The 12,519-nt window shown below is 66.6% G+C and carries 15 protein-coding genes; 8 read left to right on the top strand and 7 right to left on the bottom strand.

The genetic code is table 11. The features are described from left to right. Nucleotides 1–6 precede the first annotated feature (6 nt). A complete protein-coding gene (locus FJ973_RS01955) occupies nucleotides 7–1,251 on the top strand; it encodes an RNA polymerase sigma factor (protein WP_140554717.1) in 1,245 nt (414 codons plus the stop codon). A 34-nt stretch (nucleotides 1,252–1,285) separates the two neighbouring features. Here FJ973_RS01955 and FJ973_RS01960 read toward each other — a convergent pair whose 3' ends face one another. The 6 genes from FJ973_RS01960 to hrcA form a co-directional block, all read right to left on the bottom strand. After that, entirely contained in the window at nucleotides 1,286–1,912 is a 627-nt protein-coding gene (locus tag FJ973_RS01960; protein ID WP_140554718.1) for a glutathione S-transferase family protein, read from the bottom strand. Between the two features lie 192 nt (nucleotides 1,913–2,104). Continuing rightward, on the bottom strand, nucleotides 2,105–3,085 hold the full coding sequence (gene cysK, locus FJ973_RS01965) for a cysteine synthase A (protein WP_140554719.1): 981 nt from the start codon (nucleotides 3,083–3,085) through the stop codon (nucleotides 2,105–2,107). Nucleotides 3,086–3,277: 192 nt separating this feature from the next. Further along, entirely contained in the window at nucleotides 3,278–3,895 is a 618-nt protein-coding gene (locus FJ973_RS01970; protein ID WP_140514131.1) for a LysE family translocator, read from the bottom strand. 128 nt (nucleotides 3,896–4,023) lie between these two features. Next, the gene (locus tag FJ973_RS01975) at nucleotides 4,024–5,394 is read right to left on the bottom strand and encodes a sorbosone dehydrogenase family protein (RefSeq protein WP_140491808.1); all 1,371 of its coding nucleotides are present in this window, start codon (nucleotides 5,392–5,394) and stop codon (nucleotides 4,024–4,026) included. A 124-nt stretch (nucleotides 5,395–5,518) separates the two neighbouring features. Next, the gene (locus FJ973_RS01980; RefSeq protein ID WP_140491810.1) at nucleotides 5,519–5,719 is read right to left on the bottom strand and encodes a hypothetical protein; all 201 of its coding nucleotides are present in this window, start codon (nucleotides 5,717–5,719) and stop codon (nucleotides 5,519–5,521) included. A 37-nt stretch (nucleotides 5,720–5,756) separates the two neighbouring features. Continuing rightward, nucleotides 5,757–6,869, bottom strand: a complete 1,113-nt coding sequence (hrcA, locus tag FJ973_RS01985; protein WP_140491812.1) for a heat-inducible transcriptional repressor HrcA — start codon at nucleotides 6,867–6,869, stop codon at nucleotides 5,757–5,759. Nucleotides 6,870–7,100: 231 nt separating this feature from the next. On the opposite strand from hrcA, the gene rph reads away from it, so the two are divergent. From rph to FJ973_RS02015, 5 genes are all read left to right on the top strand, one after another. Further along, the gene (gene rph, locus FJ973_RS01990) at nucleotides 7,101–7,817 is read left to right on the top strand and encodes a ribonuclease PH (RefSeq protein ID WP_140491814.1); all 717 of its coding nucleotides are present in this window, start codon (nucleotides 7,101–7,103) and stop codon (nucleotides 7,815–7,817) included. Between the two features lie 183 nt (nucleotides 7,818–8,000). Continuing rightward, nucleotides 8,001–8,411: a VOC family protein gene (locus FJ973_RS02000; RefSeq protein ID WP_140554721.1), complete on the top strand. Its 411-nt coding sequence runs from the start codon at nucleotides 8,001–8,003 to the stop codon at nucleotides 8,409–8,411. Then, nucleotides 8,411–9,073, top strand: a complete 663-nt coding sequence (gene rdgB, locus FJ973_RS02005; RefSeq protein ID WP_140554722.1) for an RdgB/HAM1 family non-canonical purine NTP pyrophosphatase — start codon at nucleotides 8,411–8,413, stop codon at nucleotides 9,071–9,073. Before FJ973_RS02000 ends, rdgB begins: the two co-directional genes overlap by 1 nt. Further along, nucleotides 9,070–10,248, top strand: coding sequence for a radical SAM family heme chaperone HemW (gene hemW, locus FJ973_RS02010; RefSeq protein WP_140491825.1), 1,179 nt, complete (start codon nucleotides 9,070–9,072; stop codon nucleotides 10,246–10,248). Before rdgB ends, hemW begins: the two co-directional genes overlap by 4 nt. Nucleotides 10,249–10,346: 98 nt before the next feature. Next, on the top strand, nucleotides 10,347–10,781 hold the full coding sequence (locus FJ973_RS02015; RefSeq protein WP_140554723.1) for an EamA family transporter: 435 nt from the start codon (nucleotides 10,347–10,349) through the stop codon (nucleotides 10,779–10,781). A gap of 73 nt (nucleotides 10,782–10,854) precedes the next feature. On the opposite strand, the gene FJ973_RS02020 is transcribed toward FJ973_RS02015, so the two are convergent. Then, entirely contained in the window at nucleotides 10,855–11,034 is a 180-nt protein-coding gene (locus tag FJ973_RS02020; RefSeq protein ID WP_140491829.1) for a hypothetical protein, read from the bottom strand. Between the two features lie 199 nt (nucleotides 11,035–11,233). On the opposite strand from FJ973_RS02020, the gene rsmI reads away from it, so the two are divergent. Continuing rightward, a complete protein-coding gene (gene rsmI / locus FJ973_RS02025) occupies nucleotides 11,234–12,145 on the top strand; it encodes a 16S rRNA (cytidine(1402)-2'-O)-methyltransferase (RefSeq protein ID WP_140563839.1) in 912 nt (303 codons plus the stop codon). Further along, nucleotides 12,138–12,515 carry a YraN family protein gene (locus FJ973_RS02030; RefSeq protein WP_181165189.1) on the top strand — a complete coding sequence of 126 codons (378 nt, stop codon included), beginning with the start codon at nucleotides 12,138–12,140 and terminating at the stop codon, nucleotides 12,513–12,515. The genes rsmI and FJ973_RS02030 overlap by 8 nt, the downstream gene beginning before the upstream one ends. The last annotated feature ends 4 nt before the right edge of the window (nucleotides 12,516–12,519 follow it).

Consider the following 12,519-nt stretch of genomic DNA (forward strand, 5'->3'; position numbering starts at 1 on the left):
GATGTGATGGACAGCAGCTCGCAGATTGCCCGGGCAGCCGCCGAGGCCGCCGCCCGGCAAAGCTACGGCAAGCTGGTCGCCTGGCTCGCGGCGCCCACGCGCGACGTGGCCGCCGCCGAGGACGCGCTGGCCGACGCCTTTGCCGCGGCGCTCGAACGCTGGCCACGAACCGGCGTGCCCGAAAAGCCGGAGGCCTGGCTGCTTGCCGTGGCAAGGCGGCGGCGTGTCGACGCGGTGCGGCGGCGGCTCACCAGCGAAGCCGGCCGCGACCATCTCAAGCTGATTGCCGAGGAGGCGGAGGCGTGCATGACCGACCAGGACCTGCCCGACGAGCGGCTGCGGCTGATGTTCGCCTGCGCGCATCCGGCGATCGAACCTGGCGTGCGCGCGCCATTGATCCTGCAGGCCGTGCTTGGCTTCGACGCCGCAACGATCGCCTCCGCCTTCCTGGTCCCGCCGGCGACAATGGGCCAGCGCCTGGTGCGGGCCAAGGCCCGCATTCGTGAAGCCGGCATTCCGTTCCGCGTACCGGAGCGAGCCGAACTCGGCGAGCGCCTGGATACCGTGCTGGAGGCCATATACGCGACCTTCGCCGAGGGCTGGTCCGACCCGGCGGGCACAGAGACGCGGCGCCGGAACCTGGCCACAGAAGGGATCTGGCTCGGCAGGCTGGTGGCCTCGCTGCTGCCGGACGAACCGGAGGCGCTGGGCCTGCTTGCGCTGATGCTGTTCGCCGAGGCGCGCCGTACCGCGCGCCGCGATGGGTCCGGAGATTATGTGCCGCTCGCCGAGCAGGATCATGCGCTGTGGGATCATGCCCTGATCGACGAGGCGGAAGTCCTGCTCGGCCGCGCCGCCTCCATGGGCGCGATCGGCCGCTACCAGCTCGAGGCGGCCGTGCAGTCCGTCCACGCGGCGCGGCGGCTGAGCGGCGAGACCGACTGGGTGGCGATCCGCGAATTCTACGACGCGTTGCTTTCGATCGCACGATCGCCCGTGGTGGCGATCAACCGCGCGGTGGCGATCGCCGAAGCCGAGGGCGCCGTGGCGGGGCTGGCGGCGTTGTACGTGCTTGGCGACGACAAGCGGCTCAATGATTACCAGCCCTATTGGGCCGCCCGCGCCGGCCTTCTGGCCAGGCTCGGCCAGGTGCCGCAGGCGGTCGAGGCCTATGACCGCGCGATCGGCCTCGAAAGCGATCCGGCGGTACGCCGCTTCCTGCAGGTAAAACGCGCGACGCTCAGGCATTGAAATGCCCGACGGCGGTGCTTTGCCGGCGACCCGTTCAGCCCGGCCACATTTCGTGCGAGGCGTTGAGCGTCTTCATCAGCGGGTGCTCGCGAAGCCTGGCCCACAGGCGTTCGATGTCGGGCCAGGCAGTGCGTGCCTTGCCGCTGTCGGGATGCCAGGCCACCAGCATGGCCAGATAGATATCGGCCACCGACATCGCCTCGCCTGCCAGCCAGTCGCGGCCGCGCAAGGCGGCATCGACGACGGCAAAGCCGCGGTCCATCTCGGCCACGGCCGCCTGCTTGACGGCCTTGGCGCCGTCGGCGTCGGCCGTGTAGCGTGGCGCGTAGTAGAAACGCAGCACCGCCGGATAGAGGGCGGACGACATGAACGCCATCCAGCGCAGGAAGTCGGCGCGGGCCGGTTCATCGGCCGCCGGCGCCAGTCCGGCCCGCGGATGGCGTTCGGCGAGCAGGATGCAGATGGCCGCCGATTCGGTCAGCGAGCGGCCGTCCGGCAAGGTCAGCACCGGCACCTGGTTCAGCGGGCTGATGTGGAGGAAAGCGGGATCGGGCCGATCGGATTTCGGTACGTCGATCTGCTCGAACGGCGCATTGGCCAACACCAGGGCCGCCTCGACAACGAAGCCGCCGCTGCCGGGACGGGTGTAGAGCTTGTACATGAGGTCCTCCGCCGGCCCTGCTAGGGCCGGGGGCGATATGAACCGGAAGCAGGGCGCTGCTCAAGCCCGTGGCATCCGCCACGGCGGGTTTTTTCAGCGGGCCAGGCTAAGCACCTTTGTGTTAGGCGCTCGGCAGGGGGCGTGTCGAAACTTGACAGGCGACGCGTCGTATCGCTTCGCCCAACGAAGACCCTAAGCGCCCAGCCCTTCGAACAGGATCGTCGACAAATAGCGCTCGGCGAAGGACGGGATGATCACCACCAGGTTCTTGCCCTTGTTCTCCGGCCGCGAGCCGACGACGATCGCCGCCTGCAAAGCGGCGCCCGAGGAGATGCCGACCGGCACGCCTTCCAGCCGGGCGACGAGGCGGGCATTGGCGACCGAATCCTCGTTCGAGACCGTGACGATTTCGTCATAGATGGTGGTGTCGAGGATTTTTGGCGCGAAGCCGGCGCCGATGCCCTGGATCTTGTGCGGGCCAGGCTGGCCGCCCGACAGCACCGGCGAGGTTTCCGGTTCGACCGCGACGACATGCAGCGAAGGCTTGCGCTTCTTCAGCACCTGGCCGACGCCGGTGATGGTGCCGCCGGTGCCGATGCCGGAGACGATGATGTCGACCTCGCCATGGGTGTCGTTCCAGATCTCCTCGGCAGTCGTCGTGCGATGGATCTCGGGATTGGCCGGGTTCTCGAACTGCTGCGGGATGATGGCGTTGGGGATGGTGGCCGCCAGTTCGTCGGCCTTGGCGATGGCGCCCTTCATGCCTTTCGGCCCTTCGGTCAGCACCAGTTCGGCGCCGAGCAGCGCCAGCATCTTGCGGCGCTCGACCGACATGGTCTCGGGCATGGTGAGGATCAGCTTGTAGCCCTTGGCGGCGGCGGCGAAGGCAAGCGCTATGCCGGTATTGCCCGAAGTCGGCTCGATCAGCGTCGTCTTGCCGGGAGCGATCTTGCCCGATGCCTCGAGCGCCTCGATCATCGCCACGCCGATACGGTCCTTGACCGAGGCGATCGGGTTGAAGAATTCAAGCTTGGCGATGAGATGGGCAACGATGCCCTTCTCCTTGGCGAATTTGTCGAGCCGCACCAGTGGCGTGTCGCCGATCGTATCGGTGATGGAATTGTAGATGCGGCCACAGCCGGGAACACGAGCGGAGGCGGCGGACTTGTTCATTGGTTTGGCTCCCAGAATGTCAGGCGGATGGAACTGATCTCAGACGGATGGCCGCCAAGATAGGCCTTCCACGGACGCGAGATAGACCGTCGCCCGAAAATATCCGAGTGGGGCCCGTGTCTAAAACGCCTCGGCCTCGGAAAAGCGTTCCCGCAAAAGCCAGTCCGGCGGAATGCCTTGGCAAAAATGGCCCTATTGGCGGGCGGCGATCGCCGCCGCCGCGCCGACCATGAAACCGGCCGCGGTGCGGTTCAGCGCCTTCAGGGCGCGCGGCGAGCGCAGGAACCAGCGCGCCTTGGCCGCCAGCGCCAGATAAGGCACCAGCACCACGAACAGGACGAGGACGGTGAGTGCGGCGAGGATGCCGTAATCGGCCAGCGTGATGGTCTTGAGGTCGACGATGGTCGGCGTGATGGCGAGATAGAAGATCATCGTCTTCGGATTGCCGAGCGTCACCGTCAGGCCGGCGAGGAAGCTCGACGCTAGCCCGCCCTTGCCTTTCCTGGCCTCGACCGTCTCGGGCGTGATGCCGGCGGTCCAGAAGCGCCAGCCGAGGAAGGCGAGATAGGCGACGCCGGCCCATTTGACGGCGAGGAACACCAGGCCGAAGGTCTGCGCGACAAAGGCAAGCCCAAGCACCACGGCGGTGAGATAAAGGAGGTCGCCGAGCATCAGGCCGAAGGACATGGCCAGCGACGAGCGGAAGCCGGAACCGAGCGCGCGCGCCACAAGCGCGGTGATGCCGGGGCCGGGAATGGCCGCGGCCAAGCCGAGGGCGGCGCTGTAGGCGAGAAAGCCGGTGAGGGTCATGGATCGAGCCTTGCGTCCGCGAAACTGCTGGGACGGCGCCTTGTCGCACAGAGTTTCGCGGGCGGGAATTGCCTGGAGCCGGATTTGGTTGCACCAGGCATGCCCCGTGCTCGAGGCCTCCCAGCGGATCAGGACCGGCCGTCGCCGTAGGTCACGCGCCAGATGGTGCCGTTGCCGTCCTCGGTGACGATCAGCGCGCCGTCGCTCGCCACCGCCACGCCGACCGGCCGGCCCCAGACCTCGCCGCCGGAGGTGACGAAGCCGGTCATGAAATCCTCATATTCGCCGGTCGGCTTGCCGTCCTTGAACTTGAGCCGCACCACCTTGTAGCCAGTCCTGTTGCCGCGATTCCACGAACCGTGCAGGGCGACGAAGGCGTCGCCCCTGTATTCGGCCGGAAAACCGGATCCTGCGCGGACATTCCTGCCGTCGTAGAAGGCGATGTTGAGCGGCGCCGAATGCGCCTGCATCAGAATGTCGGGGACGGTGACCTTGCCGGCAAGGTCGGGACGCGCGCCCTTGTGGCGCGGATCCTCATTGTCGCCGATATAGTACCAGGGCCAGCCGTAGAAGGCGCCTTCCTTCACTTCGGTCGCATATTCGAACGGCACGTTGTCGCCGAGCGCGTCGCGCTCGTTGACCACGCACCACAGCGCGCCCGCCGCCGGCTGGATGGCCATGCCCGAACAGTTGCGCAGGCCGGTGGCGACGATGCGCCCATTCCTACCGTCCGGGTCGAAAGCCCTGACGTCGGCGCGGCCTTCCTCCGCGCCCCAGGTGGCGCCGAGCGGCTTCGACCTGGCCCAGGCGTCGAGCCCGCCCCGCGGTTTCCTTGCCATGTCCTGGGCGGCGTTCGAGCCGGAGCCGACCGAGAGATACAGCGTCTTGCCGTCCGGCGAGAAGGCGATGTCGCGGGTCCAGTGATGAGTGGCCGGAATATCGCGGACGATGGTTTCCGGCTCGCCGGAGGCCTCCAGGTCGCCATCGCGGTAGGGAAAGCGCACGATGCTGTCGCTGTTGGCGACATAGACCCATTGCGGGTTGTCCCCAGGCGGGTAGAAGGCGATGCCGTAGGGCTGGTTGAGATTGCGGGCGAAGATGCCGTCCCTGACAGGTTTCGCGCTGCCCTCGCCGAGACGGTAGACGCGGATCTGGTTGGCCTCGCTGTCGGCGACGAACAGGTCGCCATTGGGCGCGACGCGCACGACGCGCGGATTGTCGATGCCCGAAGCGATCAGTTCCGCCGAAAAGCCCGCCGGCAGCCGCGGCTCGGCGCCTTGCGGCCTTTGCACCGGACCGGCGCCGTTCGAGGCGGATCTGGTGACATAGGGCCTGGGCTGGTCTTGCGGGCTGATCAACCGGCGCACGCCCGGCGCATCGGCCCGCCAGTCACCGAATGCGGCCGCGCCCTTCAGCACCGGCTCTTCCTGCTGGGCCAATGCCGTCGCGGCGAAGAGCAAGGCAGCAGCGATTACCACGGCGCCGGCAAGTCGGATCATCCCAGTCTCCAGCTTCTCGCTTCTTCATGCATGTCGTTGTCCCAAGACCGAAGTCACATGCATCAAGGGAACGGGCGGGCTCGGCAGTCGTTCCGGACGACACGGGGAGTTGAAGGAATTCGGGTCAGCTATCCGCGTCGAGATCGAGATCGGCGTCGAGGTTCTTTTCCAGTTCGACGAGATCGGCCGGCAGCGGCATGCCCATGGCGCGGATTTCGCGCAGCTTCTCGCGCAATTGCTCCTGCACTTCGCGCACATCCTCAGGCTGGTTGACCATCTCCTCCAGCAGCAGGCTGATCTGGGCCTTGAACGATTCCAGCGCCATCTTTTCTCTCCTCGGCCGTCTGGATCGATCCCAGCTCTCAGCGCAGCATGCGCGATATCAGCTGCGCCGTATAGTCGACCATCGGGACAATGCGGGCATAGTTGAGCCGGGTCGGGCCGATGACGCCGAGCGCGCCGACGACGCGGGCGTCCTTGTCGCGGTAGGGTGCCACGACCAGCGACGAGCCGGAGAGCGAGAAAAGCTTATTTTCCGAGCCGATGAAGATGCGCACGCCCGGTCCCGCCTCGGCGAGGTCGAGCAGCTGGATCAGCCCGTCCTGCGTCTCCATGTCCTCGAACAGGTGGCGCAGGAGTTCGATGTCGGCCTGGGCGGTGACGTTTTCGAGCAGATTGGCGCGGCCGCGCACGATCAGGCGCGCCGGCAGGCCGCTTTCCGCGCCGGCCCACACCGCCAGCCCTTTCTCCACCAGGTCCTGCGACAGCGTGTCGAGCGCTGCCCTTGTCTCTTCCTTGATACGCTCGACCTCCGCCCGCGCCTCGGCCAGCGTACGGCCGCGAATATGGGCGTTGAGAAAATTCGAGGCCTCGTGCAATTGCGAGACGGTGATGCCGGCCGGCAGATCGATGACCCGGTTCTCGACGTCGCCGTTCTGCGACACCATCACGGTCAGCGCCTTGGTGGGCTCGAGCTGGATGAACTCGATGTGCTTGAGCGCCACCTCGTTCTTGGCGGCCAGCACCAGGCCGGCGCCGCGCGACATGCCCGACAGCATCTGGCTGGCCTCGGTCAGCATGTGTTCCAGCGTGGCGCCCGAGCCGGAGGCGCGCACCTGCGCCTCGATGCTGCGCCGCTCCTCGTCGGAGAGGTCGCCCAATTCCATGAAGGCGTCGACGAAGAAGCGCAGGCCGGCCTGCGTCGGCAGGCGACCGGCCGAGATGTGCGGCGCGTAGATCAGGCCGAGATGTTCGAGATCGCTCATCACGTTGCGGATGGTGGCGGGCGACAGCGAGGACGGCAGGATGCGCGACAGGCTGCGCGATCCCACGGGCTCGCCGTCCCTCAGATAGGAATCGACGATACGCCGGAAGATGTCGCGCGAACGCATGTCGAGCGCCTGAAGTGCGGGCGCCTGAAGTGCCGGCGCGTGAAGAGCGAGCGACTGCGAAGCGGGATCGACTGCCTTGGTCATTGCGGCCATAACCTCCGGTTCAAGGATATAGACTTCGCGGCGCTGCGCGCAACCCGGTGTCGCGTTGCGCGATCAGCCGGTGTCGCACTTGCGATCACCCCGGTGTCGTGTTGCGCGATCGCCCCGGTGTCGCCGCGTTTGCGGCCGCCGGTCCATTTTCCTTTACGCCGTGCCCCGCATGCGTCTAAAAGCCGGCCAAGATTCAAAAAAGCTGACAAGAAAGCAGGCCGAATGCGCCCCTCCAAACGCCAGTTCGACGAAATGCGCGCCATCTCCTTCGAGCGCGGCGTCTCCAAACATGCCGAAGGCTCGTGCCTGGTGAAGTTCGGCGACACGCATGTCTTGTGCACGGCAAGCCTGGAGGAAAAGGTGCCGGGCTGGATGCGCAATTCCGGGAAAGGCTGGGTGACGGCCGAATACGGCATGCTGCCGCGCTCGACAGGCGAGCGCATGCGCCGCGAGGCCTCCGCCGGCAAGCAGGGCGGGCGCACGCTGGAGATCCAGCGGCTGATCGGCCGCTCGCTGCGCGCCGTGGTCGACCTGCAGGCGCTGGGCGAGCAGCAGATCACCGTCGACTGCGACGTCATCCAGGCCGATGGCGGCACCCGCACCGCCTCCATCACCGGCGGCTGGGTGGCGCTCTACGATTGCCTGCGCTGGATGGAAGCGCGGCAGATGGTGAGCGTCGCCAAGGTGCTGAAGGACCATGTCGCGGCGATTTCCTGCGGCATCCATGACGGCCAGCCGGTCATCGACCTCGACTATCTCGAGGATTCCTCCGCCGGCACCGACGCCAATTTCGTCATGACCGGCAAGGGCGGCATCGTCGAGATCCAGGGCACGGCCGAGGGCGAGCCCTTTTCGGAAGGGCAGTTCGCCGAGCTGATGGGCCTGGCCAAGAAAGGCATCCAGAGGCTGGTGAGTTTGCAGCAGATGGCGGTGGCGTAGTTTATTCATGCGGAGCCTGGGCACCCCCCTCTGCCCTGCCGGGCATCTCCCCCGCAAGGGGGGAGATCGGCTGTTGTCTCGAGCTTCGCCAATAATCAGAATAGAATACCATGAGCCGGCGCTCACGCCGCCAATCTCCCCCCTTGCGCGGGAGATGGCCGGCAGGCCAGAGGGGGGTGCCTCGTGATCCCCTCTGCAATTCTTGAATCCGCTCTTTACGTCACCGACCTCGCCGCTGCCGAAGCCTTCTACACCGACATCCTCGGCCTCACTCCTCTCGGCAAGGTCGAGGGCCGCCATCTGTTCTTCCGTTGCGGAGCCGGCGTGCTGCTGGTCTTCAACGCCGAGGCGACCAGGATCCCGCCTGCGCCCGACGCGAGGCTGAAAGTGCCGCCACACGGCACATCGGGCGAAGGCCATCTCTGCTTTGCGGCGACCGCCGATGAAATCAGCCGCTGGAAATCCCATCTGAAGGCGAAGAACATCGCTGTCGAAAGCGAATTCGAATGGCCGCAAGGCGGCCGCTCGCTTTATATCCGCGATCCCTCCGGCAATTCGATCGAATTCGCCGAGCCGAGAATCTGGGGACTTTGATGCATTCTCTCGACGGAAAAAAGATCGTCGTCGCCAGCCACAATGAAGGCAAGCTGCGCGAATTCGCCGATCTGATGGCGCCATTCGGATTCGAGGCGAAATCGGCGAAGGACTATGGCTTGCCCGAACCCGAGGAGACCGGCACAACCTTCGAGGAGAACGCCTATATCAAGGCCTTCGCCGCGGCCAAGGCGACGGGCCTGCCGGCGCTGTCGGACGATTCGGGCCTGTGCGTTGACGCGCTCGACGGCGCGCCCGGCGTCTACACCGCCAACTGGGCCGAAACGCCTGATGGCAGCAGGGATTTCGGCATCGCCATGCAGCGCACCGAAGTGGCGCTGCAGGAAGTCGGCGCCGCCTCGGCCGAGCAGCGCAAGGGTCGCTTCGTCGCCGTCATCTGCCTCGCCTTTCCCGACGGCGAGGCCGAATATTACCGCGGCGAGGCCGAAGGCACGCTGGTCTGGCCGCCGCGCGGCGAGCTCGGATTCGGCTACGACCCGGTGTTCCTGCCCGACGGCTTCGAAAAGACCTTCGGCGAGATGACCGCCGAGGAAAAACACGGCTGGAAACCCGGCCAGGCCACGGCGCTGTCGCACCGCGCCCGCGCCTTCCAGAAATTCGCCCAAGCCCGATTGGGTCTGGCCCGGTTAGGCTCGGCATGATCAGGCCCGGCGCCACCATGCCGCTCGACCGCAGCCCCGGTTTCGGCGTCTATGTGCATTGGCCGTTCTGCGCGGCCAAATGCCCCTATTGCGACTTCAACAGCCATGTCCGCCACCAGCCGGTCGACCAGGAGCGCTTTGCCGCCGCCTTCGAGGCGGAACTGGCGACGATGCGCCAGCGCACCGGCCCACGCGAGGTGACCAGCATCTTTCTCGGCGGCGGCACGCCGTCGTTGATGAAGCCGGAAACGGTGGCCAGGGTCCTGGACGCCGTGGCGAAGAACTGGACGGTGCCCGACGGCATCGAGGTGACGCTGGAGGCCAATCCCTCCTCGGTCGAAGCCGAACGCTTTCGCGGCTATCGCGCTGCGGGCGTCAACCGGGTCTCGCTCGGCGTGCAGGCGCTGAACGACAAGGATTTGCGCTTCCTTGGCCGGCTGCACAATGTGGACGAGGCGCTGCACGCGATCGGGCTCGCGCGGGAGATATTCCCAAGGCTCTCCTTCGACCTGATCTACGCACGGCCAGGCCAGACGCCGGAGGCCTGGGCATCGGAGCTCGAACAGGCGATCGGCCACGCCGCCGACCATCTGTCGCTCTATCAGCTGACCATCGAGGAAGGCACGCCGTTCCACGCGCTGCACGCGGCGAAGAAATTCATCATCCCCGACAACGACCACGCCGCCGACCTTTATGCGCTGACGCAAGAGGTGACATCAGCCCATGGTTTGCCGGCATATGAGATCTCAAACCACGCCCGGCCGGGTGCCGAAAGCCGGCACAATCTGACCTACTGGCGCTATGGCGAATATGTCGGCGTCGGCCCCGGCGCGCATGGCCGCTTCGTCGAGAACGGCCACCGCGTCGTGACCATCGCGGAGAGGATGCCGGAAACCTGGGCCAATCTGGTCGAGGCCAAGGGCCATGGCGTCACCGGCGGCGAGACCCTGACGCGCTCCGAAGAGGCTGACGAGTTCCTGCTGATGGGACTGAGGCTGGCGGAAGGCATCGACCTGTCGCGTTACGAAGCGTTTTCCGGGCGCGGCCTGTCGAGCGCGCGGCTGTCGGTGCTGCAAGGCGAAGGGCTGGTGGCGCCGATCGGCAACGCCCGCCTGCGCGCCACGCCCGCCGGCATGATCGTGCTCGACGCCGTGGTGGCCGATCTGGCACGGTAGGCGGGGATGCTGCTCCCAATCTCGAAGCCAAGATTACGCTTCTGGAGGCGGCTGTTTCGCGGTATCTGAGTTGAGACCCGACCGGTGAGGCTATCCGAATGAACCTGCCGCTCTCCTGGCAATTCTGGGCGCTGTTGTCGGCGACTTTCGCGGCACTGACGGCGATCTTCGCCAAGGTCGGCATCGAGACCATCAATTCCGATTTCGCCACCCTCATCCGGACAGCCATCATCCTGGTCGTGCTTGCGGCGATCCTCGCCGCCAGCGGCCAATTCCAATCGTGGGCCTCGATCTCCGGGAAGACCTGGCTTTTCCTTAGCCTGTCGGGACTGGCGACCGGAGCCTCGTGGCTCTGCTATTTCCGCGCGCTGAAAATCGGCAATGCGGCGCAGGTGGCGCCCATCGACAAGCTAAGCGTCGTGCTTGTGGCGGTGTTTGGCACGGTCTTTCTCGGCGAGCGGCTCACCGGTGCGAACTGGCTTGGCGTCGCCCTTATCGCGGCGGGCGCGGTGCTGGTCGCTTATCGAGGGTAGTGCTGCGCCGTGGCGGGCGTTCTTGGTTTCGAGACGGGTGATGAAAATATCGAAGCGATTGGGCATCGTCCGGTCAGTGCTCCGTCGTGCTGTCGGGTTCGTTGTCGGGTAGCTTGATCTCTGGTGGCGGGCGGCGCGCGGGCCCCTGCTTGCCGTCCGTGGTGGCGGGCGGCTTCCCGTCTCCTTGCGCGGCAAAGCGCTTGCGGCCTGCATAGTAGGGCTCGAAAGCGTCCTGTATGGTCAGTCTGTCCATCCTGTCCTCCCGGGGGAATCAGGGGCTAAATCTGCGAAAGACGGTTTCGTTCCCTACTGTGGCGAAGGAATGGCGCTCGCCTTGCATTACAGCGGCTTTTGCAACCCGGCGCGGGCCGTGCCAAACAGGGCGGATGATTTCGGAACGTCCTTCGCGGCTCCATCTGGACGCGGGCGCGCCGCTGACGGAGAAGGCACCGGTGACTGGCGAGACGGGAAAGCGCAGCTATGTGATCGGGCAGACCGAGATCGCGGCCCGGCCGCTCGAACCCGCGCTCTATCTGGTGGCGACGCCGATCGGCAATCTCGCCGACATCACGCTGCGCGCGCTTGAGACGCTGGCCGCCGCCGACATGGTCGCCTGCGAGGACACGCGCGTGTCGCGCGTGCTGCTCGACCGCTACGGCATCCGCCGCCGCACCACGGCCTATCACGAGCACAATGCCGGCGAGGCCGGGCCAAAATTGATAGCGGCGCTCCAGTCGGGGCAGAGCGTGGCGCTGATCTCGGATGCCGGCACGCCGCTGGTTTCCGATCCCGGCTACCGGCTGGTCGGCGAGGCGCTCGACCAGGGCATTCGCGTCGTGCCCATCCCCGGTCCGTCCGCGCCGCTTGCCGCGCTCACCGCATCCGGCTTGCCTTCGGATGCCTTCCTGTTCTCCGGCTTCCTGCCGGTCAAGGCGGGGCAGCGGCTGGCGCGGCTGGACGCGCTTAAAGCGGTGCCGGCGACGCTGATCTTCTTCGAATCGCCGCGCCGGCTGGCCGAGTCTCTCGGCGCGATGGCCGAAGCGCTTGGCGGCGAGCGCAAGGCAGCGATCGGCAGGGAATTGACCAAGACCTTCGAGGAGATGCGCACCGGCACGCTGCGGGCGCTGGCCGACCACTATGCGGCGGCCGATACGCCGAAGGGCGAGATCGTGGTGTGCGTCGGTCCGGCCGAGGCCAGGGCGGACGAGCCGGCCGATATCGACCGGATGCTGTTGTCGCTCGCCGCCGAAATGCCGGCTTCGAAGGCGGCGGCGGAAGCGGCGAAGATGACCGGCGGCCAGAAGCAGGCGCTTTACCGGCGGCTGCTGGAACTCAGGGATGCCTCTGGAGAGGACCGTGGCTAGGCTCCCGAGCGTCAGCCGTCAAAAGGCCTACCGGCGCGGCCATCGCGGCGAATGGCTGGCGGCGGCGGCGCTGGTGCTGAAAGGCTACCGGATCCTGGCGCGCCGCCATCGCACCCGTTTCGGCGAGATCGACCTGATCGCGCGGCGCGGCGACCTGGTGCTGTTCGTCGAGGTCAAGGCGCGCCGCACGCTGATGGAAGCGATGGAGGCGATCGCCCATGAATCGGAGCGCCGCATCGAAGGCGCCGCCGACATCTGGCTGTCGCGCCAGCCGGATTACGGCAGGCTGTCGATGCGGTTCGACATGATCGCCGTGCTGCCATGGCGCTGGCCGGTGCATGTCCCGAACGCGTTTTACGGGCGCAATTGAGGGC

Source organism: Mesorhizobium sp. B2-1-3, from assembly GCF_006442495.1.
GTDB lineage: Bacteria > Pseudomonadota > Alphaproteobacteria > Rhizobiales > Rhizobiaceae > Mesorhizobium.